The 23,945-nt window shown below is 56.3% G+C and carries 19 protein-coding genes and 3 pseudogenes; 9 read left to right on the top strand and 13 right to left on the bottom strand.

Annotation, left to right across the window (positions count from 1 at the left end; genetic code table 11):
* The first annotated feature begins 32 nt into the window (after positions 1-32).
* Positions 33-818 carry a hypothetical protein gene (locus tag HA48_RS05535; protein ID WP_128600137.1) on the top strand — a complete coding sequence of 262 codons (786 nt, stop codon included), beginning with the start codon at positions 33-35 and terminating at the stop codon, positions 816-818.
* Between the two features lie 128 nt (positions 819-946).
* Here the strand turns inward: HA48_RS05535 and treB are convergent, their stop codons facing one another.
* The 4 genes and pseudogenes from treB to mntP all read right to left on the bottom strand — a co-directional run bounded on the left by treB (position 947) and on the right by mntP (position 4,465).
* Positions 947-2,389 carry a PTS trehalose transporter subunit IIBC gene (treB, locus tag HA48_RS05530; RefSeq protein WP_128600136.1) on the bottom strand — a complete coding sequence of 481 codons (1,443 nt, stop codon included), beginning with the start codon at positions 2,387-2,389 and terminating at the stop codon, positions 947-949.
* A gap of 266 nt (positions 2,390-2,655) precedes the next feature.
* On the bottom strand, positions 2,656-3,492 hold the full coding sequence (locus HA48_RS05525; RefSeq protein ID WP_128600135.1) for a fumarylacetoacetate hydrolase family protein: 837 nt from the start codon (positions 3,490-3,492) through the stop codon (positions 2,656-2,658).
* 194 nt (positions 3,493-3,686) lie between these two features.
* On the bottom strand, positions 3,687-3,764 hold the full coding sequence (azuC, locus tag HA48_RS22915; RefSeq protein WP_128600184.1) for a stress response protein AzuC: 78 nt from the start codon (positions 3,762-3,764) through the stop codon (positions 3,687-3,689).
* Positions 3,765-3,893: 129 nt separating this feature from the next.
* Positions 3,894-4,465 (bottom strand): annotated as a pseudogene (gene mntP / locus HA48_RS05515) (manganese efflux pump MntP).
* 285 nt (positions 4,466-4,750) lie between these two features.
* Between mntP and HA48_RS05510 the strand changes: the two are divergent.
* Entirely contained in the window at positions 4,751-4,996 is a 246-nt protein-coding gene (locus HA48_RS05510) for a DUF1158 domain-containing protein (protein WP_128600134.1), read from the top strand.
* Positions 4,997-5,510: 514 nt separating this feature from the next.
* Positions 5,511-7,117 (top strand): annotated as a pseudogene (mqo, locus tag HA48_RS05505) (malate dehydrogenase (quinone)).
* 59 nt (positions 7,118-7,176) lie between these two features.
* Here the strand turns inward: mqo and HA48_RS05500 are convergent.
* A complete protein-coding gene (locus tag HA48_RS05500) occupies positions 7,177-7,764 on the bottom strand; it encodes a LysE family translocator (protein WP_128600132.1) in 588 nt (195 codons plus the stop codon).
* A gap of 126 nt (positions 7,765-7,890) precedes the next feature.
* On the opposite strand from HA48_RS05500, the pseudogene HA48_RS05495 reads away from it, so the two are divergent.
* Positions 7,891-9,392: pseudogene (locus HA48_RS05495) on the top strand (aminotransferase-like domain-containing protein).
* On the opposite strand, the gene HA48_RS05490 reads toward HA48_RS05495, so the two are convergent.
* Positions 9,359-9,982, bottom strand: coding sequence for a glutathione S-transferase family protein (locus HA48_RS05490; protein WP_128600131.1), 624 nt, complete (start codon positions 9,980-9,982; stop codon positions 9,359-9,361). The pseudogene HA48_RS05495 and the gene HA48_RS05490 sit on opposite strands and share 34 nt — an antisense overlap.
* Before the next feature lie 113 nt (positions 9,983-10,095).
* Between HA48_RS05490 and HA48_RS05485 the strand changes: the two genes are divergently transcribed.
* Positions 10,096-10,944 (top strand): PhzF family phenazine biosynthesis protein, encoded by an 849-nt coding sequence (locus HA48_RS05485; protein ID WP_128600130.1) that lies wholly within the window; start codon positions 10,096-10,098, stop codon positions 10,942-10,944.
* A 112-nt stretch (positions 10,945-11,056) separates the two neighbouring features.
* Here the strand turns inward: HA48_RS05485 and HA48_RS05480 are convergent, their stop codons facing one another.
* Entirely contained in the window at positions 11,057-11,815 is a 759-nt protein-coding gene (locus tag HA48_RS05480) for an SDR family NAD(P)-dependent oxidoreductase (protein WP_128600129.1), read from the bottom strand.
* A 115-nt stretch (positions 11,816-11,930) separates the two neighbouring features.
* Between HA48_RS05480 and HA48_RS05475 the strand changes: the two genes are divergently transcribed.
* The 3 genes from HA48_RS05475 (at position 11,931) to HA48_RS05465 (ending at position 15,597) form a co-directional block, all read left to right on the top strand.
* Positions 11,931-12,830 carry a LysR family transcriptional regulator gene (locus tag HA48_RS05475; protein ID WP_128600128.1) on the top strand — a complete coding sequence of 300 codons (900 nt, stop codon included), beginning with the start codon at positions 11,931-11,933 and terminating at the stop codon, positions 12,828-12,830.
* A gap of 141 nt (positions 12,831-12,971) precedes the next feature.
* A complete protein-coding gene (yhjD, locus tag HA48_RS05470; RefSeq protein ID WP_128600127.1) occupies positions 12,972-13,973 on the top strand; it encodes an inner membrane protein YhjD in 1,002 nt (333 codons plus the stop codon).
* Between the two features lie 289 nt (positions 13,974-14,262).
* The gene (locus HA48_RS05465) at positions 14,263-15,597 is read left to right on the top strand and encodes an MFS transporter (protein ID WP_128600126.1); all 1,335 of its coding nucleotides are present in this window, start codon (positions 14,263-14,265) and stop codon (positions 15,595-15,597) included.
* Between the two features lie 137 nt (positions 15,598-15,734).
* Here HA48_RS05465 and ilvC read toward each other — a convergent pair whose 3' ends face one another.
* Complete coding sequence (gene ilvC, locus HA48_RS05460; protein ID WP_128600125.1) at positions 15,735-17,210, bottom strand: ketol-acid reductoisomerase; 1,476 nt, start codon at positions 17,208-17,210, stop codon at positions 15,735-15,737.
* A gap of 161 nt (positions 17,211-17,371) precedes the next feature.
* Between ilvC and ilvY the strand changes: the two genes are divergently transcribed.
* The gene (gene ilvY, locus HA48_RS05455) at positions 17,372-18,253 is read left to right on the top strand and encodes an HTH-type transcriptional activator IlvY (RefSeq protein WP_128600124.1); all 882 of its coding nucleotides are present in this window, start codon (positions 17,372-17,374) and stop codon (positions 18,251-18,253) included.
* On the opposite strand, the gene ilvA is transcribed toward ilvY, so the two are convergent.
* From ilvA to HA48_RS05430, 5 genes are all read right to left on the bottom strand, one after another.
* Positions 18,254-19,801 carry a threonine ammonia-lyase, biosynthetic gene (gene ilvA, locus HA48_RS05450; protein ID WP_128600123.1) on the bottom strand — a complete coding sequence of 516 codons (1,548 nt, stop codon included), beginning with the start codon at positions 19,799-19,801 and terminating at the stop codon, positions 18,254-18,256.
* 6 nt (positions 19,802-19,807) lie between these two features.
* The gene (ilvD, locus tag HA48_RS05445; protein ID WP_128600122.1) at positions 19,808-21,658 is read right to left on the bottom strand and encodes a dihydroxy-acid dehydratase; all 1,851 of its coding nucleotides are present in this window, start codon (positions 21,656-21,658) and stop codon (positions 19,808-19,810) included.
* A gap of 61 nt (positions 21,659-21,719) precedes the next feature.
* Positions 21,720-22,649, bottom strand: a complete 930-nt coding sequence (gene ilvE, locus HA48_RS05440) for a branched-chain-amino-acid transaminase (RefSeq protein WP_128600121.1) — start codon at positions 22,647-22,649, stop codon at positions 21,720-21,722.
* Between the two features lie 18 nt (positions 22,650-22,667).
* The gene (ilvM, locus tag HA48_RS05435; protein ID WP_128600120.1) at positions 22,668-22,925 is read right to left on the bottom strand and encodes an acetolactate synthase 2 small subunit; all 258 of its coding nucleotides are present in this window, start codon (positions 22,923-22,925) and stop codon (positions 22,668-22,670) included.
* A partial coding sequence (locus HA48_RS05430) for a thiamine pyrophosphate-dependent enzyme (RefSeq protein WP_425270658.1) occupies positions 22,922-23,945 on the bottom strand: 1,024 nt, incomplete at its 5' end. The genes HA48_RS05430 and ilvM, both read right to left, overlap by 4 nt.

Raw genomic sequence — 23,945 nt, 5'->3', positions numbered from 1 at the left:
ACCGGCACGCTGCGGCGTGCCTGGAGTTCGCTATGTCATCATCCGTCTACAGTTTTTTCTATATCGCCATTGATACCGAAGCTGGTGTTACGCATCAGCAATTTGAAGCGTTCGTGCGGGAAAAGGGCGTGAATTTACCCTGTTATCCTGGCTGGCGCTGGACGCTGTTCCGCGGGCTGCGCGGTGAGCGTGTTGATCAATACCTGATGCTGTTTGAGATGAAAGACGCGGCACAGCGCGCGCGCTTTATGCAGGATGATGGCGAGCTGACCGCTGAAGCCACCCGTTTCTGGCAGCAGCACCCGGAGGCCGATGCCTTACTGGCCGGGTGGCGCCAGCTGGCCACCTTTGCACATCGTCCTACCCTGTTTACCCATTTCACCCTGCTGGCAGAGAATACGCTGAGCACCGTTGTGCCGGGCCCGCGTTTTGACGCCCGCAACGGTACTGCGCGTATCCTTGGCACCCATTATCTGGCCCTGAAGCCGGGCGTCCAGCCGCAGACGTTTGAGCGGTTTATTGCGGAGAATGCCGGGCGCATCGTGGACTACCCCGGCTGGAAGTTTCATCTGTTAAAGGGCCATAGCGGCAACCGGCTGGATGGATATGTGGTCATGATGGAGATTGAGAGCGAAGCGGCACTGAATGTGTTTTATCCTCAGCCAGATATCGCAACCGACAGCGCGGCAGATTTTGCCCGCGCGCATCGTGACACCAAACAGATGTATGAGGAGTGGAAGCAGCTGGCCTCCTTCTCCGGATCTCCGCAGCTCTATACCGATTACATCGCCGTGGCCGAAGCCGGAGAGTGCCGGTAAGGCGCGGTTTTTCACCGTTTCGTCGTGGCGGCCCGAAAGCCATCAAACCTGCGGGCCGCCAGATAAGAAGCCGGGATTTTGGCTTTGCAGCCTTAACCGTAACGATCTCTCCGTACCGTACAACCGCCTTACGACTGTGGAGGATCGGCAAGCGCTGACTGCTGTACCTGTGCAACCACCGCTTTGCGCCGGGTGATAACAATCGTGAGCCCCATCGGTACCAGAATCGCCACCAGGATAGCCATGGCATAGACGGTCCAGAACTGCGGCTGGACTGACAAAATCCCTGGCAAGCCGCCCACGCCAATCCCGTTCGCCATCACACCGTTCAGGCCACAGAGCAGCGCGGCCATGGCGGAACCTATCATGGCGCACAGCATCGGATAGCGATATTTGAGGTTAACGCCGTACATCGCCGGTTCGGTCACTCCCAGCCATGCGGAGATCGCGGCCGGTACCGTGAGGTCACGTTCAGCACGGCTCTTACTGGCGATAATGATCCCCACAACCGCTGCGCCTTGCGCAATGTTGGACAGCGCGATCAGCGGCCATACCGGCGTGCCGCCCATACTCTGAATCATCTGTAAATCCACTGCCAGCGTGGTTTGATGTACACCCGTGATCACCATAGGCGCATACAGAAAACCAAACAGTGCCGCGCCAATCGGGGCAAAGCTGCCGGTCATCAAGTGGCGCACGGCAAACGCGATGCCGTCGCCCAGCAGTCGGCCAAACGGCCCTATGATGCTGTGGGCAAGAAATACCGATAGCAGCAGCGCGCTGACCGGCACAACAACCAGCGTCAGCCAGGCCGGCACCAGGCGCTTTATCTCCAGCTCTATTTTCGCCAGTGCCAGACCCGCCAGCAGCGCGGGGATTACCTGCGCCTGATACCCGACCCGCTCAATGCTGAACCAGCCAAAATGCCACACTTCCGGCAGCTGGCTGCCCAGCAGGTAAGCGTTCATCAGCTGCGGTGAAACCAGGGTAATGCCCAGCACAATCCCCAGCACCGGCGTGCCGCCCAATTTACGCACCACCGACCAGCAGATGCCCACCGGTAAATAGAAAAAGATGGCTTCACCGATTAACCAGAGGAAATCATACAGCCCTTTTACGCCAGGATAGAGCTGCACCAGCGTCTTATTATCGGCAACCATAATATCGCCCAGCACGTTACGAAAGCCGAGAATCAATCCGCCGCTAATTAACGCAGGCAGTAACGGGAAAAATATCTCCGAGAAGTGCGATAATAGCGACTCGTGCCATTTCATTTGACTGCGCGCGGCCGATTTAATCTGTTCGCGTGATGATTCGCTAATATTTAGCTTTTCGACTAACGCTTTGTAATAAATATCCACGTCGGTGCCGATAATAACCTGAAACTGCCCGGCGGCACTGAAGCAACCCTTCACGGCCGGCAGCGCGCGTATCGCCTCGACATCTGCACGCGCCATATCCTGCAGCACAAAACGCAGGCGCGTAATGCAGTGCGTTAGCGACGCGATATTTTCCCGACCACCCACGTAGTTAATGAGATCATCAATGATCCCTTCATGACTCTTTTTCATTATCGTCCCTTATTTTCCTGCCCGGATGCGGCAGGAAAATATAATACGCCGTGAAGTTTATTTTTAAATGCGACAGAAGCAGGGACTTTAATGACGGTCACAAAAAATCCGTTTTTATACAGATGCAGTAAAATATTATAACAAGCGATATTTATTTCCCTAACGCCTTATGAGGAAATTAAATATATTTCGGGACAGTTCGCATGGGTTTATTTATTAAATCGGGTGCGCATTACTGCACACCCGCCCCGCTTGCCAGAATGCTTTCAGGCAATCCGGTGGCGCAGTCGGCCAATTTTCTCAATTTCGACTTCGATCTCATCACCCGGGAACATAAACAGCGGAGGCGTGCGTTTCTTGCCAACGCCGCCAGGTGAACCCGTGATGATCACATCACCCGGTGACAGCGGGCTGAAAGCAGAGATGTATTCAATGATCTTTGCCACCGGATGCACCATGCTGGCAGTGGTATCGTTCTGAACTTCACGCTGGTTTAGCCAGGTTTTGATGCTCAGCTGCTGCGGATTGGGGATCTCATCTGCCGTAGTCATCCATGGCCCGAAACCGCCGGTCTGCTGCCAGTTCTTCCCGGCGGTAAACCAGGTAAACTGCATATCGCGTACGGTGGCATCCATAAAGCAGCTGTAGCCCGCCACATGCTGCAGAGCATCCTGCGCTTTTACCTGATAAGCCGCACTGCCGATGATAACGGCCAGCTCGCCTTCATAGTCGAACTCTGAGGTCGTGGCCGGCTTGAGCAGCGGTTGTTCATGGGCCGCCAGCGAATCAGCAAAGCGCACAAACAGAGTTGGCGCGTCGAGCGTGGCAGCAAACTCCTGACGTTTATCAGCGTAATTCATACCAACGCAAAATACCTTGCCCGGGTTTTCAATGACCGGCAGGAAGCGAATTGCGCTGAATGGATGATCTACCGGTTGGTCATCAAACGCGCGCAAATCACTTATGCCACCGCGCTGCAACAGCGTTTTAAGATCCGGGCACTCTGCGCCCAGACGTGAAGTGAGATCGATCACGCCCGTTGATTGCACAATGCCGTAACGTTTGGTTGCCTGGTCAGAAAGAGAAAAACTGCAGAGCTGCATGGCTTGCCTCAATTGTTATAAAAAATTTGCGCGCAGGTTACCAAAAGCCCGACGGAAAAGCGGTACCACCTGAGGGTAAAGTAATTAATGTTTGTGAGTTTTGGTATCGGGAGAGGTCAGGCAGGGGCAAAGCAGAGGGTGATAACCACAGGTCGATCCCTGACCGCGATTATCGAGGGTTACTTGCAGAGCGCTTAGTGTAATGCGCCCGGCGGTACGTGTTTAAACGTCTCTACATAAGAACGAAACACGTAGCGGAAAAAACGTTTCATGGTGCACCTGATTCAAAAATTGTTGAAGAAATACGCGAAAAGTATAACTTCCGCGTGTTTTTCACGCAAATATTTTTGAACCAGATCACAAAATTGAGCTGTTTCGGGTATCCTGGAGCGAATCAGACGTTAACGAAACAGCCCTAAATGCTCCAGCAAAATGGTGCAGCCGATGCTAATCAGTACCACGCCGCCCAGCACTTCGGCCCATTTCCCCAGTACCGGACCAATAAAGCGCCCGACCAGCACACCCGTGGTGGCCATGACGGTTGTGGCCGCACCGATAGTCAGCGCGGTTAAAACAATATTCACCTGCAGGAAGGCCAGCCCCACGCCGACAGCCAGCGCATCAAGCTGGTTGCCACGGCGGTGAGGGCCAGCACCATAAAGCCATGGCGCTGTGGCGCTTCGCAGGGTTCATCTGCCGTCTGGCGGAACCCTTCCATAATCATACGGCCGCCCAGTACGCTCAACAGGCTAAAGGCGACCCAGTGATCCCACGCCATAATGTAGTGACTGGCAGCCAGTCCGATTGCCCAGCCAAGCAGAGGCGTCAGCATTTCGATCACGCCGAAGATCAAACCCGTACGCAAGGCTTCTTTGAATCCCGGGCGATGCAGCGACGCGCCTTTGCCAAGTGCGGCAGCGAAGGCGTCCATCGACATGCCTAAAGCCAGAATCAGGGTTGCGATAAATGTCATGGGTTTTCAACTAACATGGCGGAAAAGACGATTAAGCCTGCACTTTGTCCGCATTTGTTGTTCAGTAATGAAAAAGTGCGCGCAGTCTAACACGCAAAAACACGAATAAAAAGACAACAAAATCATGGGTTTAAGTATAGCAAAGGCTATAACTCTTAACTTGCGCTAATTATGGCGCTAAGTAGATGGAATAGAAGAAATTTCTGGCGACTGCGGGGCATGGGGATTGCGTCGTGCCGCGGTTTTATGCGCTAATGCCTGCGCTAACAGATTTGGAAATGTGCAATGAAAAACCCGTTCGAAACGCTGATCATCCCAGGCGGTATTCTGCTGCTGGGCTTTTTTTCCGCGCTGCTGCTGCCTGCCCCCTCATTTGGTCTTGCGCTGGCAAAACAGCTGCAGGAGAGTCTGCATCTGCAGGATCTCAGCCAGCTCTATACCATCGTTTTTTGCCTGTGGTTTTTACTGCTGGGCACGATTGAGTTTTTCATCATTCGCTTCGCCTGGCGCCGCTGGTCTCAACCGCGCTAAGGTCTCAGTCGCTCACTCTCCTCTGTACAGAGCGTGTTCACCGCGCCCAAAATCAGAATCACAAAAACGTAACATTTTTCTTACACAAGTGGGCGACACATTGCGCAACAGAAAATCCGCATTAAAAAGCAATTTCTATCACAGCCTTTAATTTCAATGAATTACATTGTGATCCTGCTCACTGCCTGTTTCTTCTCCTCCTACAACGCCATAACAACTGCGTTAACATAAGCGACTGATTACGGGATAAAAATCCCTTATGACGCCAGGTTCTGGCTGATTAATTCTTATGCTGAATCATTTCTGCATTTAAAAAATAAACAAACGTTTAATTCCGATACGAGAATGTTATATTCAGATGCATATGCATAACGTGTAGTTAACCGTTATCGCCCCATGGCTTAACCTGAGTCTTAACCTTTGAGAGATAGCGCAACGCGCTCGCAAGAAGCGTGGCTATTTCGCCTGCGAACCTGTTGAGCTTCAGGGCAACAGAGAGAGGAGATGTCGCCTCATGAGCAATACTGCGGTAAATCTGGCGCTGGCCGCCGCTGGCAAGGAAAGCGCAAACCTCAGGAACGAAAAGACGTTGATGTGCTGCTGATCGGCGCGGGTGTGATGAGCGCGACCTTGGGCACGTGGCTGCAGGATCTGGAGCCGGACTGGTTAATTGAGATGGTAGAGCGCCTTGATGACGTGGCGGTCGAATCGTCTAACGGCTGGAACAATGCCGGCACCGGACACGCCGCGCTGGCAGAGCTGAACTATACGCCGCAAAAGGCGGATGGCAGCATTGATATTGCCAAAGCCGTGACGATCAATGAGTCGTTCCAGATCTCCCGCCAGTTCTGGGCGTATCATGTCCAGAAGGGCAATCTGCGTAATCCCAAAAGCTTTATCCACAGTACGCCGCACATGAGCTTCGTCTGGGGCGATGAAAACGTTGAGTTCCTGCGCAAACGCTTTCAGGCGCTGCAAAAAAGCACCCTGTTCCGCGGCATGAACTACTCTGAAGATCGCGATCAAATCAGTCAGTGGATTCCACTGGTGATGAACGGACGCGATGCGAAACAGAAGGTTGCGGCTACCTGGACCGAAATGGGCACCGACGTTAACTTCGGTGAAGTGACGCGCCAGCTGATTGCCGCGCTGGAGAAGAAAGCGCATTTCCGTCTGCGCCTGCGCCAGGAAGTCCGGGATATCAAGCGCCTGCGCGATGGCCGCTGGCAGGTAAGCCTGCACAACCTGGCCAGCGGTGAGCATCGCCAGCTTATCGCGCGTCAGCTATTTATTGGTGCCGGCGGTGCAGCGCTCCCGCTGCTGCAGAAAACCGGCATTCCGGAAGTGAAAGGTTACGCCGGCTTCCCGGTGGGGGGCTCTTTCCTGGTTACCGAGAACCCGGACGTGGTCGCGCAGCATATGGCGAAGGTGTATGGCAAAGCCAGCGTCGGTGCCCCGCCCATGTCGGTACCGCATGTGGATACGCGCGTGCTGGATGGTAAGCAGGTGCTCCTGTTCGGTCCCTTTGCGACCTTCTCAACCAAATTCCTGAAGCAGGGTTCGCTGCTGGATATGTTTGGTGCCATGAACACCAGCAACCTGCTGCCTATGATGCAGGTGGGTCTGAAGAGTTTTGACCTGGTGAAATATCTGGTTGATCAGGTACTGCAAAGCGATGCCGATCGTATGGAAGCGCTGCGCGCCTATGTACCGCAGGCGAAGCAGGAGGACTGGCGCTTAGTCACGGCTGGTCAGCGTGTTCAGATCATCAAAAATGATGAGAAAGAGGGCGGCGTGCTGCGTCTGGGCACGGAGGTGGTCACGTCTGCTGACGGCTCGATCTCCGCGTTGCTGGGTGCCTCTCCCGGCGCCTCAACCGCTGCACCAATTATGCTGGAGCTGATGGCGAAAGCTTTCCCTGAGCAGATGCGCTCACCGGAGTGGCAGACCAAAATCCGTAACGTGATCCCATCATGGGGCCGTAAGCTGAACGGCGATGTGGCGTTGACCGAGAAAGTGCTGGCCGAAACCAGCCGCGTGTTGCAACTCGATTACGCGCCGGTTGTTACACCGCTGGCCGCCAACGACGAAGCGCGCGAACGGCACAGTGTAGGCAAGTAAATAGCAGCCCGGTTTGCTTCATGGCAAACCGGGTTGGCACACATGGCATCCTGCTGACCTTAACTTAACTGCACCGCGTCATACAGCATCCATCCCGTTGTCGCCACCAGCGACAGCGCCATCACGCTATTAAACGCCTGACGTTTCCACGCCACCTGCAGGTGACTGCGTAGCTGGTCACCCAGCGCGGCCCAAATCAGAATGCACGGCAGATTAAGCGCGGCAAATCCGAGTATCACCGTGAGCACCCCATTACTGTTGGCGTACATCAGCGCGACATTGGTGACCATCAGCCAGGCTTTGGGGTTCACGGCCTGGAAGCAGATACCGCCCATCAGCGTCATCGGCCGTGGGCGCTCGCGCGTTTGAGGAGCTCCGGCACGAAAGATCTTCCACGATAGCCATAAAAGGTAACTGCACCCTATCGCCGTCAGCGGCAGGCGTATTGAGGCCATCCAGTGCAGCAGCATCTCCAGCGCCACGCTCGCCAGCAGCATCTGTAGCGCGCATCCCAGCAGTATTCCAAATAGCATCGGCAGGGTACGCCTGAAGCCGAAGTTGACCCCTGACGTCGCCAGCAGCAGATTATTGGGGCCGGGCGTGATCGACATAACCGTGACATAGCTAAAGAAAGAGGGATCGAGCATGGGGCGTTTCCTTGATGAACCAGTAGTGCTCATCATGCTAATGCGCGCAGCGTAATGGAAACAGAGACACAAAATGACTATTGTAATGGATACAGTTTACTGATCATTCAATTGTACCCATGGTGCATGGAGGCTTTTGTGTCCCTTGCTGCTTCATCCGGTCAGACGCTCTACCAGCAACTGGCCGATAGCTTTGCCGAATCCATCCATCAGGCACGCTAAAGCCGGGTAAACGGCTGCCGGCCATTCGCCGCGTTGCCCAGGCGCATCAGGTGAGCATCAATACCGTGCTCAATGCCTGGCAAATTCTTGAAGATCGCGGTTTGATTGAAGCCCGGCCGCAATCGGGCTATTACGTGCGTGGCGTGTTGCCCGCGATTAAGCCGCCGTTAAAACCGTTAACGGCAAAGGTTAACGATCCCAGCACGCAGAAGCTCGCGCTGATTGAGCAGGTTTTTGCCGCGCAGAACCATCCTGATTATACTAACATTTCGCTGGCCTGCCCGCAGGACAGTGAGCTTTTCCCGGCGGCAAAATTAGGCCGTATTACGGCCTCGATTATCCGGCGTGATAACGACATCATTGGACGTTACGCGCTTCCGCCGGGTAGTGAGCGCTTACGGGAGGAGATTGCGCGCCGCAGTCTGCATACCGGGCTGAATCTCGCCGTGCAGGATATCACCCTCACCCACGGCTGTATGGAGGCGCTGCAGCTGGCCCTGCGCGCCGTGACCAAACCGGGCGACTGCGTAGGGCTGGAGTCCCCGACTTACTTCTTCCTGTTTCCGCTACTGGCGTCGCTGGGGCTGAAAGCGCTGGAGATTCCCACCGATCCACAAAATGGCCTGTCGCTGGACGCGCTGGAGATGCTGCTGCAGGAGCAGCGCATCCAGACGCTGATCGCCATGCCGGGCGCACAGAACCCGTTGGGGTATGTCATGCCGCTGGCAAACAAAAAACGGCTGGCAAAGTTAGTGAATACTTACCACTGTCCGCTCATTGAAGATGGCCTGTATGACGAGTTGCAGTTCGACTGGCCCCTCTCACCGCCGGCAAAAGCCTTTGATGAGGATGGCTGGATCATTTACTGCACCAGCTTTACGAAAACCGTCGCACCGGATTTCCGCATTGGCTGGACTGCCGCCGGGCGTTTTCACGCGGCGATTGCCCGGCTGAAAGCGGTCTCCTCCATGACGGAATCAAAGCTGCTGAGTGAAACGCTGGCGGAGTTTCTCGCTAACGGCGGTTACGATCACCATCTGCGCTCGCTGCGGCGCCGCTATGCCGCCAATCTTGATGCGGCGCGTGGCATTATTGCACGCCACTTCCCGCAGGGAACCCGCGCCACGCTGCCGCGCGGCGGTTTTGTGTTTTGGGTAGAGCTGCCGGGAAACGTGGATACCGTAGAGATGTTTCACCGGTTACTGCAGGAGCAGATTTGCGTCACGCCAGGCGCGCTTTACTCGCTTAGCGAACGCTATAAACATGCGCTACGCCTCTCCTGCTGCTATCCGTTTGACGAGCGTTATACCTGGGCGCTGAAGCGCACCGGTGCGCTGGCCTGCGAAATCACCGGCATCGCACCAGGACAGGATCAGGGTTTGCCGTTGCGGCCCCAGGTGGTGTAACCCTCACGCTCGGTCAGGCGCTCATAATAGTTGCGCACCGCCGGCAGATCGGGATGGTCGAGCGGGGTTTCAAACCAGCGATTCACCGCCAGGCCCACCGGAATATCCGCCAGCGTGAAATTGCGTCCGGCGACATAGCGGCCGGTTTTCTCCAGCTGTTGATTGAGAATGCCCATGGTGTGCGTCCAGCCCTTTACGGCAGCGGCCAGCAGGCGCGGGTCCTGATGGGCTGGCGAGTTTCGCACCAGCGACATAAACGCGTAGCGCCATGAGGTGTTAAGTTCTGTGGCTTGCCAGTCCATCCACTGATCAACCGGCGCGCGTGCGCGAGGGTTATCGGAGTAAAGCCACTCGCCGCCATTGCTGTTGGCCAGATAGCGCAGGATAGCATTGGATTCCCACAGGACCAGATCATCTTCAATGATCACCGGCACCATGGCGTTGGGATTGAGCGCCATAAACTGTGCTGAATGCAGCGATTGTGGATCTTCGCCCCAGGGTTCGTGTTCATAAGCGATATCCAGCTCAGCGCACAGCCACAGTACTTTACGCACGTTGATTGAAGAGTTACGACCTAACACTTTTAACATGGCGGACTCCGCTTCCAGAATTCTTAATCTATTCATAGCCCTGTTCGATGTGATACGCAATCAGCAGGATGTAAATCCGGGTTTCAGACAACCTTAATGAGAAAGGAGTGGCAATGAAGGTCGCGTTTAAACAAGTGGATGTCTTTACCTCAATACCGTTCAAAGGCAATCCGCTGGCGGTGATCATGGACGCGCGCGGGTATGACGATGCGCAGCTGGCAGCAATTGCACGCTGGACTAACCTCTCCGAAACCACGTTTGTCTTGCCGCCGCAGGATGCCGCAGCGGACTACCGCGTACGTATTTTTACCGTGGAAGGTGAGTTGCCCTTTGCCGGCCACCCCACGCTGGGTACCGCGCACGCGCTGCTGGAAGCGGGCTGGCCGCTAAAAACGCCCGGTAAAATCGTGCAGGAGTGCGGTATCGGTTTGGTCGAAGTCAGCATCAGCGATGACGGCGCGCTGGCCTTTGCTGCGCCAGCGGCAACGCTGACGCCGTTCAGTGATGCGCTGATGAGTAGCGCGTTTAACAGTGAAGCGTTTGACCTGAGTCAGACCCCAGCCATTGTAGATATGGGGATCCGCTGGCTGATGATTCCGATGCGCAGTGCGCAGGCGGTACTGGATGTCGCGGCCAGCGCGGCAGATCTGCAGCGCTTACTGCAGCATGCAGATGTGAACGGCGCGGCGCTGTTTGGTGCGCTGCCGCAAGGAGAGAGTGAGCAGTATGAGGTTCGCGCCTTGCTGGTAGAGGGCGGCAGTCTGACGGAGGATCCGGTTACCGGGAGCGCAAATGCTTGTCTGGCACGCTATCTGGCGGCGCAAGGCCAGACGCGCGATTACCGTGCGCGTCAGGGGAGCGCCATTCAGCGCGCCGGCCGTATTGAGGTGACGTTTGCTGATGAGGCGATCTGGATCGGCGGGCAGACGGTGACAGTGATTGACGGAACGATAGCAATATAAAAAGGCAGCATGCTTTTTTACCAGGTCAGCATGAATGCTGACCCTACATGAATAGCGTCGTTTTGGGTATGTAGGGTGCGCATTGATGCGCACCTGGCAAAATCACACCGGTTTATAACGCCTGGCCGCCGGAAGCCTCAATGCGCTGCGCGGTGATCCAGCCGGTCTCTTCACTGAGAATGGCGCTAATCGCATCGCCGATATCATCCGGCAGGCCAACGCGGCCCAGCGCGGTCACGGAAGCGATATGGTTGTTAAGATCCTGCGTATCCCGCACGCGGCCGCCACCAAAATCGGTCTCGATCGCACCTGGTGCCAGGATGTTGACGCGAATGCGGCGCTCACCCAACTCTTTGGCCTGATAGCGCGTGAGCACTTCCATCGCGCCTTTGACAGCGGCGTATGTCCCTGAACCCGGCAGCGTCATGCGCGTCAGGCCGCTGGAGATATTCAGGATACGTCCGCCATCAATAATCAGCGGCAGCAGCTTCTGCGTCAGGAAGAACGGACCTTTCAGATGGACATTTACCAGCGCGTCAAACTCATCCTCGGTGGTTTCTGCAAACAGCTTGTAGTGCCCGTGGCCAGCGTTGTTCACTAAATAATCAAAGCTGTCGCGTTGCCAGGTGGTTTGCAGCGTCTCTTTCACCTGCGCAACAAAGGCGTCGAACTGCGAGCTGTCACTAACATCCAGCTGCAGCGCCACGGCATGCGCGCCCAGCGCTTCAATCTCCTTCACGACTGCCTGCGCTTCCTCCGCGTGGCCGCGATACGTAAACAGAATATCGATACCTTTTGCCGCCAGTTTCAGCGCACCATTCTTGCCCAGACCGCGGTTACCGCCAGTAATCAATGCAATTTTGTGAGACATGCTTCGCTCCGGTTGGAAAATTGAACACGCATTAAGGATATTCGCGAATAATTGATCTATAAACGCAGGGAAATACGCAGCACTGTTTCACTAACAACAACAATCGGTGAACAACATGGATAAAATTCACGCAATGCAGGTTTTTGTGCGGGTGGCAGAGATGGGCAGCTTTACCCGGGCGGCTGAGAGCCTTGGCCTGCCAAAAGGCAGCGTGTCGCGGCAGCTGCAGGCGCTGGAGAATCAGATGGGAACGCGTCTGTTACACCGTACTACCCGACGCGTACATCTGACGCAGGATGGGTTAGTTTATTACGACCGCTGTCTCGATCTGCTCTCAATGCTGGATGATATGGACAGCCTCTTCCAGCACGATCCCACTACCCTGAGCGGCAAGCTGCGCGTTGATATGTCGGTGGCCATGGCGACAGGCTTTATCCTGCCGCGTTTACCGGAGTTCTTGCAGCACTATCCCGGTATCGAGATTGAGCTCAGCAGCAGCGACCGTCAGGTTGATGTAATTCGGGAAGGCTTTGACTGCGTTATCCGCGTCGGTGAGCTGAAAGATTCCGGGCTGATTGCGCGCAAAATCGGCTCACATGCATTAATCAACTGCGCCAGTCCGGGTTACCTCTCCCGCTTCGGGATGCCGGTACGGCTGGAAGATCTGTCGCAGCACGCCATGGTCCACTACACCCAACAGCTCGGTCAGCCTTCGTCGGGATTTGAATATTTTGACGGTAAGCAGAGCCACTATGTCCAAACCGGCGGCGTCGTCACGGTAAACAGCACGGAGACCTATCGCGCGGCCTGCATTGCCGGGCTGGGCATCATTCAGGTGCCGGCCATTGGCGTACAGCCGTTGCTGGAGTCCGGACAGCTGGTGGAGGTGCTGCACCACTTCCCGGCGAAACCCATGCCGATTTCGCTGCTCTATCCGCATCGCCGCAACGTGGCGCGCCGCGTACGCGTATTTATGGAGTGGCTGAGCCATGTGCTGCAGGAGTATGTAACCTGAGCGCTTCTCCGCCCTGTCCAAATAGTGCGCGCATTATTCCAAAGAGTGGCTTTGCCAGGCGGCCGATTGTCGCTCTCCTGCCTCACCCGCAATTTAGGGTATATAATTTCATTTTCGCAGTGAACAGGATGGTTATCGTCTATGACGGACAAACATGCAGAAGAGCGTGCGGCAGAGACCAAGCCGCTGATCGATATTAAAACCGGCAATAAAACCGTGGACGGCTCAATTCAGAACGTGTCGCGCTTTGCTGCCTGGTTTCAGGCCATTCCGGCCGTTGCGCACTTTATGCGCGCGCTGGAGCGCTTTAACGATCGTCTCGGTAGCCAGTTTGGCGCAGCAATTACCTATTTTTCATTTCTCTCGCTGATACCGATTCTGATGGTGTCATTTGCCGCAGTAGGTTTTGTGCTGGCGTCAAATCAGGATCTGCTTACTGGCTTGATCAATAAGATCGTTAACAGCATTAGCGATCCGACGCTGGCCACCACGTTAAAGAACACGGTGAACACAGCCATTCAGCAGCGCGCTACCGTCGGCCTGACCGGTTTACTGCTGGCGCTTTACTCCGGGATTAACTGGATGGGCAACCTGCGTGAAGCGGTACGGGCCCAGTCGCGCGATGTCTGGGAGCGCAAGCCGGACGATAAAGAGAAGTTCTGGAAGAAATATGCCCGCGATCTGTTGTCGCTGCTCGGCCTGATGCTGGCGCTGGTGATCACCCTGTCGCTGACATCGATTGCCGGTTCGGCGCAGGAGGCCATCGTCACTGCGCTGGGGCTGCAGGATATTGAGTGGCTGCGTCCGGCGATGACCATCATTGCACTCTCCATCTCTATCTTTGCCAACTATCTGCTGTTCCTGTGGATATTCTGGATCTTACCGCGCCACAAACCACGTAAAAAGGCGCTGCTGCGCGGCACGCTGCTGGCGGCCATTGGGTTTGAGGTAATTAAGTTTGTCATGACGCTGACGCTGCCGAAACTGGCGACCTCGCCTTCCGGGGCGGCCTTTGGTTCCGTGCTGGGGTTAATGGCCTTCTTCTACTTCTTTGCGCGCCTGACGCTGTTTTGCGCGGCGTGGATCGCCACCGCAAAATACAAAGACGATCCGGAGATATCGCAGCCGCGTCACTCCGCATGAGGCGACAATCAGGTTACGTGCATTGCCGTAGTTGAAAATATCCCCTGCTGGTTATTAATCGTGCAATAACCAGCAGGAAACGCTAAAGGGTCACTTTTATTTGGCCCTTTTGCAGAGAATCCCGCCAGAAAACGCTCACTTCCCGCGCCCATCCGCCGCCGATTAACCTAACTCAGAAATTATCCTCTTTTTCCCCGAAAAAGCCTGTTTTCACGCGGTTTTTCGCCATTGAATGCCGCAAAACAGGTGCGTAAGATTCTTTGTTTACATTTACAATTAAGAAACAATTATGCAAGCCTCTATCTCAACATCATCTGATCAACAACAGGCCGATACGCCGGTTAACTCACGTGGCAAAGTGGTTGTCGCCTCGCTGGTCGGCACCGCTATCGAATTTTTCGATTTCTATATCTACGCGACGGCGGCGGTGATTGTTTTCCCGCACATCTTCTTCCCGCAGGGTGATGCCACGGTCGCAACGCTTCAGTCGCTGGCGACCTTCGCGATCGCTTTCGTTGCGCGCCCTATTGGTTCTGCGCTGTTTGGCCACTTTGGCGATCGCGTGGGTCGTAAAGCCACGCTGGTTGCCTCGCTGCTGACGATGGGCGTCTCAACGGTACTGATCGGCCTGCTGCCAGGCTATGAAACCATTGGCGTGGCCGCACCGCTGCTGCTGGCGCTGGCGCGTTTTGGTCAGGGGCTGGGGCTGGGCGGTGAATGGGGCGGCGCAGCATTGCTGGCAACCGAGAACGCCCCCGCGAAGAAGCGCGCGCTGTACGGATCGTTCCCGCAGCTGGGCGCGCCGATCGGCTTCTTCTTTGCCAACGGCACTTTCCTGCTGCTCTCCTGGCTGCTGACCGATGAGCAGTTTATGGAGTGGGGCTGGCGCGTTCCGTTTGTGCTCTCTGCCGTTCTGGTGCTGATCGGCCTGTATGTGCGCGTGTCGCTGCACGAGAGCCCGGTATTTGCGAAGGTACAGAAAGAGAACAAACAGGTACGGATGCCGATCGGTACGCTACTGAGCAAGCACCTGACCGCGACCATCCTTGGCACCTTTATCATGCTGGCTACCTATACGCTGTTCTACATCATGACCGTCTACTCAATGAGCTATGGCACCGCGCCAGCGCCGGTCGGTCTGGGTTATTCACGTAACAGCTTCCTGTGGATGCTGATGGTGGCGGTCATCGGTTTTGGTGTGATGGTGCCGATTGCCGGCCTGCTGGCGGACCGCTTTGGCCGTCGCAAAACCATGATCACGATTACGCTGATGATTATCGCTTTTGCGCTGATGTTCCCGGTATTGCTCGGATCGGGTTCGCAGATCCTGGTGATGGGCTTCCTGCTGCTGGGCCTCAGCATCATGGGCCTGACGTTTGGCCCGATGGGCGCGCTGCTGCCAGAGTTGTTCCCGACTGAAGTGCGTTATACCGGCGCCTCGTTCTCCTATAACCTGTCGTCAATTTTGGGTGCGTCGGTTGCGCCCTATATCGCGACCTGGCTGAACGCGAATTACGGCTTGCAGGCGGTTGGCTTCTATCTGGCGTCAATGGCCGTGCTGACGCTGATCGCGCTGATTGCCTGTAAAGAGACGCGCCATCAAACGCTGTATGAAGCGGTGTGATGCAGAGTGATTGAGTGGGAAACCCGGCGCTGGCCGGGTTTTTATTGCGTGTATGGCGAGACGCTTCTGCATGCGGACATAAAAAAACCCCGGCAAACCGGGGTTTTTTGTGGGCTGAAAATCGTGTCTTTCGGGGCTTAGCCCGCTACAGCGATACGCTTCATGTCGGTCATGTAGCCACGCAGTTTACGGCCAACCGCTTCGATTGGATGCTGGCGAATCGCTTCGTTCACGTCGCGCAGCTGCGCGTTATCCACCTGCGTACCTTCAATCGCTTTGCCCAGATCGCCCGGCTGCAGCGTGGTCATAAACTCTTCCAGCAGCGGAACTGCGGCGAAGGAGAACAGGTAGTTACCGTATTCAGCGGTATCGGAGATCACCACGTTCATCTCATACAGACGCTTACGTGCAATGGTGTTCGCAATCAGCGGCAGCTCATGCAGAGATTCGTAGTACGCTGACTCTTCAATAATGCCCGCATCAACCATGGTTTCAAACGCCAGCTCAACGCCCGCTTTCACCATCGCTACCATCACGACGCCTTTGTCGTAGTACTCCTGCTCTTCGATTTTGCCTTCGAACTGTGGCGCGTTCTCGAATGCGGTTGCACCGGTCTCTTCACGCCAGGTCAGCAGGTTTTTGTCGTCGTTCGCCCAGTCAGCCATCATACCAGAGGAGAATTCGCCCGAGATGATGTCATCCATGTGCTTCTGGAACAGCGGTGCCATAATGGTTTTCAGCTGCTCAGACAGCGCATAAGCACGGATTTTCGCCGGGTTAGAGAGACGATCCATCATCAGAGTGATGCCGCCAAACTTCAGCGATTCGGTAATAGTTTCCCAGCCGAACTGAATCAGTTTTTCGGTGTAGGCTGCATCGTGCCCTTCTGCCACCAGCTTGTCGAAGCACAGCAGTGAGCCAGCCTGCAACATACCGCACAGAATTGTCTGCTCGCCCATCAGGTCAGATTTCACTTCGGCCACGAAGGAGGACTCCAGCACGCCCGCACGGTCGCCGCCGGTTGCTGCTGCCCAGGCTTTGGCAATCGCCATGCCTTCGCCTTTTGGATCGTTTTCCGGGTGAACGGCGATCAGCGTCGGCACACCGAAACCACGCTTATACTCTTCACGCACTTCGGTGCCCGGACATTTTGGCGCTACCATCACGACGGTAATGTCTTTACGGATGGTTTCGCCTACTTCAACGATGTTGAAACCGTGCGAGTAACCCAGCGCGGCGCCATCTTTCATCAGCGGCTGAACAGCCTGCACAACAGAGGAGTGCTGTTTGTCTGGCGTCAGGTTAACCACCAGATCCGCCTGCGGAACCAGCTCTTCGTAAGTCCCCACTTTAAAACCGTTTTCGGTGGCTTTGCGGAACGAGGCGCGCTTCTCAGCAATGGCTTCAGCACGCAGCGCATAGGCGACGTCCAGACCGGAATCACGCATGTTCAGACCCTGGTTCAGGCCCTGCGCGCCGCAGCCGACAATCACCACTTTTTTCCCTTTCAGGAAGCTGGCGCCGTCAGCAAATTCATCACGCGCCATAAAGCGACATTTGCCTAACTGCGCTAACTGATTGCGCAGATTCAGTGTGTTGAAGTAGTTAGCCATGGGGACTCCGCTCAGATGTTGTGTTTGCTTTTGTTCAGTAACGGCGTTGTAAGCAGCGCCGCGAATGACCCCATCATATGACAGGAATTCTGTTGCTTAAATTGATATATTAACAACGTCACATTGCAATATTTGCAACATCACTGCCGGGGTAAACGCGCATGGATTTACGAGACCTGAAACTGTTCCTCCACCTGGCGGAGAGCTGCCACTTTGGCCGCACCGCGCGTGCCATGCACGTGAGTCCGTCCACGCTCTCGCGCCAGATTCAGCGCCTTGAGGAGGATGTGGGCCACGCGCTGTTTCTGCGTGATAACCGCACGGTGACGTTAACCGAAGCCGGCGAACGGCTGCGTCAGTTTGCTCAACAAACGTTGTTGCAATACCAGCAGCTGCGCCACGTGATGGATCTGAACGGGCCATCGCTGAGCGGCGAGCTGCGCCTGTTCTGTTCGGTGACGGCCGCGTACAGCCATTTGCCACCGATTCTCGACCGCTTTCGTGCGGAGCATCCCCAGGTGGAAATCAAGCTCACTACCGGCGATGCGGCCGACGCAATTGAGATGGTGCAGTCCGGTGAGGCCGATCTGGCGATTGCCGGTCGCCCGGAATCGCTGCCCGCCAGCATCGACTTCACGCCGCTCGCCATTCTCCCGCTGGTGCTGATCGCGCCCGCGCTGCCGTGTGCGGTGCGCAGCCAGGCTACGCAGGCGCAGCCAGACTGGTCGCAGATTCCGTTTATCGTACCGGAACAAGGCCCGGTGCGGCGCGGCATTGATTTGTGGTTCCGCCGGCGGCGCATCGCTAATCCGGTGATCTATGCCACGGTTTCGGGCCATGAAGCGATCGTATCGATGGTGGCGCTGGGTTGCGGCATTGCGCTGCTGCCGGACGTGGTGCTGGAGAACAGTCCTGAACCGGTGCGCAATCGCGTGCTGACGCTGGAGAACGTGGAGTCGGTGGCGCCGCTGGAGCTGGGCGTCTGCGTACAAAAAAAGCGGCTCGGTGAGCCGCTGATTAATGCGTTCTGGAACCTGCTGTAGCTACTGCCCGGCGAGGAAGAAACGGAACGCCGGGTTATTCGCTTCATCGTGCCACTCGTAGCCCAGCGCATTGAGATGGGTTTCGAAATCCGGCTCTTTGTCGTTCGCCTCGAACGCTGCCAGCACGCGACCAAAATCGGTGCCGTGGCTGCGGTAGTGGAACAGGGAGATGTTCCAGTGCGCACCCAGCGTCTGCAGGAACTTCAGCAGCGCACCGGGCGCTTCCGGGAATTCAAAGCTGAACAGTTTTTCGCGCAGGGGCTTCGACGGCCGGCCGCCGACCATGTAGCGCACGTGCAGCTTCGCCATCTCATCATCTGACAAATCCACCACCTGATAACCGCCTTCGGTTAGCTGGCTGATGATCTCGCTGCGCTCCTCCAGCCCGCGCGTCAGGCGCACACCCACGAAGATGCAGGCGTTATCCGCATCAGCATACCGGTAGTTGAACTCCGTGACAGCACGGCCGCCCAGCGTCTGACAGAAGCGGAGGAAACTGCCCTGCTGCTCCGGAATGGTGACCGCCAGCAGCGCTTCGCGCTGTTCACCCAGCTCGCAGCGTTCAGAAACATAACGCAGACCGTGGAAGTTCACGTTAGCGCCGGACAGCACGTGCGCCAGGCGTTCGCCCTTGATGTCGTGCTGCTGAATGTACTTTTTCATGCCCGCCAGCGCCAGCGCGCCTGACGGCTCCGCCACGGCCCGCACGTCTTCGAACAGGTCTTTCATCGCCGCGCAGATAGCATCGCTGTCCACGGTAACGATGTCGTCGATATAGGCCTGGCACAGCCGGAACGTTTCGTTGCCGATACGCTTCACGGCGACGCCTTCGGCAAACAGCCCGACACGCGGCAGATCGACCGGCTCACCGGCCTCCAGCGCCGCTTTCAGGCAGGCTGAATCTACGGACTCGACGGCGATCACCTTGATTTGCGGCATCAGCTGTTTGATTAAAACGGCGACGCCTGCGGCTAAGCCACCGCCGCCCACCGGCACAAACACGCGATCCAGATGTGCATCCTGCTGCAGCAGCTCCATCGCCAGCGTGCCCTGCCCGGCAATTACCGCCGGGTGGTCAAACGGCGGTATGAAGGTGTAACCCTGCTGCTCCGCAAGCTCAATCGCTTTCGCTTTGGCCTCATCGAAGTTTGCACCATAGAGGTAAGCCTCACCGCCAAATGCGCGCACGGCATCAACCTTGATGTCCGCCGTGGCAACCGGCATCACAATCAGCGATTTAATGCCCAGCCGGCTGGCTGAGAGCGCCACGCCCTGCGCATGGTTACCCGCCGAAGCCGTCACCACGCCGCGCGCTTTCTGCTCTTCAGTCAGCCCGGCAATCATCGCGTAAGCCCCGCGCAGCTTAAAGCTGTGCACCGGCTGGCGATCTTCACGCTTCACCAGAATCGTGTTGCCAAGACGTGATGATATTTTTTCCATCGGTTGCAGCGGTGTCACCTGGGCAACTTCATACACAGGTGAACGCAGCACCGCGCGCAGATACTCCGCGCCGTTTGGCGACGCGGAGAGCGGTTGAGACTCAGCCATCAGAGATTAGCCTCCCAGCTTAGACTTATCGCGCACCGCGCCTTTGTCAGCGCTGGTGGCGAGAGATGCGTAAGCACGCAGCGCGAAGGAGACCTGACGCTCACGGCCATGTGGCGTATACGCCGCCTCGCCACGCGCCTGCTCCTCCTCACGACGGGCATGCAGTTCGTTATCCGGCACGGCGAGTTTAATGCCGCGGTTCGGGATATCGATCTCGATCATGTCGCCATCTTTCACCAGCGCAATGGTGCCACCGCTTGCGGCTTCCGGCGAGGCATGGCCGATCGACAGGCCGGACGTGCCGCCTGAGAAGCGGCCATCGGTGATCAGCGCACAGCTTTTGCCGAGGCCCATCGACTTCAGATAGGTGGTTGGATAGAGCATCTCCTGCATACCCGGGCCGCCTTTTGGCCCTTCGTAGCGAATGACGACGACATCGCCTGCCACCACTTTACCGCCCAGGATCGCTTCAACGGCATCATCCTGGCTTTCATAGACTTTTGCCGGCCCTTTAAAGGTCAGAATCTCTTTATCGACGCCCGCCGTTTTAACGATACAGCCATCTTCCGCCAGGTTACCGTACAGGACTGCCAGGCCGCCATCCTGTGAGTAGGCGTGTTCGCGCGTACGGATACAGCCCTCAGCACGATCGTCATCCAGCGTGTCCCAGCGACAGCTCTGCGAGAAAGCCTGCGTGGTGCGGATGCCCGCCGGGCCGGCGCGGAACATATCTTTTACGGCCTGGTCCTGCGTCAGCATGATGTCGTACTGATCCAGCGTCTCACGCATCGTCTGCTGCAGAATATTGCGCGCGCTGGTGTCGATCAGCCCTGCGCGATCCAGTTCGCCAAGAATACCGATTACGCCGCCGGCGCGGTGCACATCTTCCATGTGGTATTTCGGGGTGCTGGGCGCCACTTTACACAGCTGCGGCACTTTACGTGACAGGCGGTCGATATCGGAGATATTGAAGTCGATCTCGCCCTCCTGCGCCGCCGCCAGCAGATGCAGTACGGTATTGGTGGAACCGCCCATGGCGATATCCAGCGTCATGGCGTTCTCAAACGCTGCTTTGGTCGCGATGTTACGCGGCAGCATGTTGACGTCATCCTGCTCGTAGTAGCGTTTGGTGAGGCTAACAATGCGTTTGCCGGCATTGATGAACAGCTCTTTACGATCGGCGTGCGTGGCCAGCAGCGAGCCGTTGCCCGGCTGGGACAGGCCCAGCGCTTCTGTCAGGCAGTTCATGGAGTTAGCGGTGAACATACCGGAGCAGGAGCCGCAGGTTGGGCAGGCTGAGCGCTCAATTTGCTCGCTGTCGGCATCGCTGACGTTCGGGTTCGCACCCTGGATCATCGCATCCACCAAATCCAGCTTGATGATCTGATCGGAGAGTTTGGTTTTCCCCGCTTCCATCGGGCCGCCGGAGACGAAGATCACCGGAATATTGAGGCGCAGTGCCGCCATCAGCATGCCCGGGGTGATTTTATCGCAGTTAGAGATACACACCATGGCATCGGCGCAGTGTGCATTGACCATGTACTCAACGGAGTCCGCGATCAGCTCGCGTGAAGGCAGTGAATACAGCATGCCGCCATGGCCCATGGCGATACCGTCGTCCACCGCAATGGTGTTGAACTCTTTAGCCACACCACCCGCTGCTTCAATTTGCTCAGCAACCAGCTTGCCAAGATCGCGCAGATGCACGTGGCCCGGGACGAATTGGGTGAATGAGTTGACCACGGCGATAATCGGCTTACCGAAATCATCGTCGGTCATTCCTGTCGCGCGCCACAAGGCACGGGCACCCGCCATGTTACGACCATGGGTGGTGGTGGCGGAACGGTACTTTGGCATGCTCTATTTACTCCAGTCTGAAAAATGACGCGGGCGCTGCTGCACCCGCGTAGCGATCTTGTTATGGATTAACCTGATCCAACCAGCCGTACTTGTCTTCAGTTTCGCCGGTGAACAGGCCAAAGAAGGCTTTCTGGATGCGCTCGGTCACCGGGCCGCGTTTACCTGCGCCCACTTTGATGCCATCAACGCTGCGTACCGGGGTGATCTCAGCGGCCGTACCGGACATGAAGATCTCATCAGCCAGGTACAGTGATTCGCGCGACAGCACCTGCTCACGCACTTCAATGCCCATATCTTTCGCCAGTTTGATGATGGCATCACGGGTGATGCCCGGCAGGGCTGAAGAGGTAAACGGCGGCGTGAACAGAATGCCATCTTTTACTTCAAACAGGTTTTCGCCTGCGCCTTCTGAGATGTAACCCTGAGTATCAAGAGCGATCCCCTCCTGATAGCCGTGACGACGCGCTTCGCTACCCACCAGCAGTGAAGAGAGGTAGTTACCACCGGCTTTAGCTGCGGTTGGCAGGGTATTTGGCGCCACGCGGTTCCATGAAGAGACCATAGCATCAATACCGTTTTCCAGCGCTTCCGCACCGAGGTAAGCGCCCCACGGGAAGGCGGCGATGATGACATCGGTGGTGTAGCCGTCTGGCGGATTCACGCCCAGACCAACGTCGCCAACAAAGGCCAGCGGACGGATATAGGCGCTTTTCAGGTTATTCACGCGGATGACTTCGCGGCACGCTTCCATCAGCTCATCAACGCTGGAGGTAATCGGGAAACGATAGATTTTGGCGGAGTCGTGCAGACGCTGCATGTGTTCACGGTGACGGAACACCACCGGACCTTTGTGTGAGTCGTAGCAGCGTACGCCTTCAAACACAGAAGTACCGTAATGCAGTGCGTGAGACATAACGCTAACCTTCGCGTCTTCCCACTTAACCATCTCGCCATTGAACCAAATAAAGTCTGCTTTCTTCGTACTCATCGTTATTTCCTTTGGCGACTAAGCGCGGATTTGTTGTGTTGTCTGTTGCTGGATCTCGACACAGGCGACATCCATAAGTTTGCTTAACTGCGTTGACAGTAAATCGACGGAGCGTTGGCTGGCAACGGTCATTTCGATATTAATATTTTCCGCGTTGATGGCGGACGCCATATTCATTGAGCACACCTGAAAACCACGGTGGCGCACAACACGCAAAATGCGCTCCAATATTTCAGGGCGGAAGCGGGCTTCGATAGACAATTGATGCTGGTTCATACGGTTTTCTCCATCATATTTGCGTTGCTGGCACCTGGCGGGACCAGTGGCCAAACGTTTTCATGCTCATCAATCGCAACATGCAGGAAGTAAGGACCTTCACTGTTCAGCAGCGCATCAATTGCGGCGTCGACCTGATCTTTACGGCTAATGCGTTGGCCAGGAATATCAAACGCGCTGGCCAGCGTGAGGAAATCGGGATTATCGGTGAGGATGGTTTCGCTGTAGCGGCCACCAAAGAACAGCTGCTGCCACTGGCGCACCATGCCGAGACGTTGGTTATCCAGCAGCAGAATTTTTACCGGCAGCTTACCGCGCTTAATGGTGCCCAGCTCCTGGATGTTCATCATGATGGAGCCATCGCCTGATACGCAAATTACGGTATCGTCAGGACGCGCCACCTGCGCACCGATTGCTGCCGGCAAGCCGAAGCCCATCGTGCCCAGACCGCTGGAGGTGATGAAATTTTCAGGTGCGGTAAAGTGCATATGCTGCGCGGCCCACATCTGGTGCTGCCCGACATCGGTGGTCACCACGGCGCTATCGGGTTTGCGATCCGACAGCTGCTTCAGCAACAGCGGCGCATAGATCGCTTCGCCCGGATGATCGTAACGCCAGTCAAACTCCGCTTTCATGGCTTTAACTTCACTGCGCCAGCCGTCGATGTGCAGCGGCATACTCAGCGCTGGCAGCACCTGATTAAGATCGCCCTGCAGAGAGACGTGGGCACGGCGCAACTTATTCAGCTCGGCGGGATCGATATCGATGTGAATCACGCTGGCATGCGGTGCGAAGGTATCGAGCTTACCGGTTACGCGGTCATCGAAACGCGCGCCTACTGCAATCAGCAGATCGCAGGATTGCACGGCCAGATTCGCCGCTTTAGTGCCGTGCATACCCAGCATGCCGAGATAGAGATCGCTGCTGACATCAGCGCTGCCCAGCCTTTCAGGTAGATACCGATGGGATGCCGGTCTCCTGTGCCAGAGCACGCAGCGCCGGCACCGCCTGCGCCATGCC

The organism is Pantoea wallisii (genome assembly GCF_002095485.1).
Taxonomy (GTDB): domain Bacteria; phylum Pseudomonadota; class Gammaproteobacteria; order Enterobacterales; family Enterobacteriaceae; genus Pantoea; species Pantoea wallisii.
This window is presented reverse-complemented; position numbering and strand designations above follow the sequence as displayed.

Coding starts and splice junctions, on each gene's coding strand:
- HA48_RS05500 (WP_128600132.1), bottom strand. CDS start 7,764: ATGCTCGATCCCTCTTTCTTTAGCTATGTCACGGTTATGTCGATCACG.
- HA48_RS05480 (WP_128600129.1), bottom strand. CDS start 11,815: ATGTCTCACAAAATTGCATTGATTACTGGCGGTAACCGCGGTCTGGGC.
- yhjD (WP_128600127.1), top strand. CDS start 12,972: ATGACGGACAAACATGCAGAAGAGCGTGCGGCAGAGACCAAGCCGCTG.
- ilvD (WP_128600122.1), bottom strand. CDS start 21,658: ATGCCAAAGTACCGTTCCGCCACCACCACCCATGGTCGTAACATGGCG.
- ilvA (WP_128600123.1), bottom strand. CDS start 19,801: ATGGCTGAGTCTCAACCGCTCTCCGCGTCGCCAAACGGCGCGGAGTAT.
- HA48_RS05525 (WP_128600135.1), bottom strand. CDS start 3,492: ATGCAGCTCTGCAGTTTTTCTCTTTCTGACCAGGCAACCAAACGTTAC.
- treB (WP_128600136.1), bottom strand. CDS start 2,389: ATGAAAAAGAGTCATGAAGGGATCATTGATGATCTCATTAACTACGTG.
- ilvY (WP_128600124.1), top strand. CDS start 17,372: ATGGATTTACGAGACCTGAAACTGTTCCTCCACCTGGCGGAGAGCTGC.
- HA48_RS05510 (WP_128600134.1), top strand. CDS start 4,751: ATGAAAAACCCGTTCGAAACGCTGATCATCCCAGGCGGTATTCTGCTG.
- HA48_RS05485 (WP_128600130.1), top strand. CDS start 10,096: ATGAAGGTCGCGTTTAAACAAGTGGATGTCTTTACCTCAATACCGTTC.
- ilvC (WP_128600125.1), bottom strand. CDS start 17,210: ATGGCTAACTACTTCAACACACTGAATCTGCGCAATCAGTTAGCGCAG.
- HA48_RS05535 (WP_128600137.1), top strand. CDS start 33: ATGTCATCATCCGTCTACAGTTTTTTCTATATCGCCATTGATACCGAA.
- HA48_RS05465 (WP_128600126.1), top strand. CDS start 14,263: ATGCAAGCCTCTATCTCAACATCATCTGATCAACAACAGGCCGATACG.
- HA48_RS05475 (WP_128600128.1), top strand. CDS start 11,931: ATGGATAAAATTCACGCAATGCAGGTTTTTGTGCGGGTGGCAGAGATG.
- HA48_RS05490 (WP_128600131.1), bottom strand. CDS start 9,982: ATGTTAAAAGTGTTAGGTCGTAACTCTTCAATCAACGTGCGTAAAGTA.
- azuC (WP_128600184.1), bottom strand. CDS start 3,764: ATGAAACGTTTTTTCCGCTACGTGTTTCGTTCTTATGTAGAGACGTTT.
- ilvM (WP_128600120.1), bottom strand. CDS start 22,925: ATGAACCAGCATCAATTGTCTATCGAAGCCCGCTTCCGCCCTGAAATA.
- ilvE (WP_128600121.1), bottom strand. CDS start 22,649: ATGAGTACGAAGAAAGCAGACTTTATTTGGTTCAATGGCGAGATGGTT.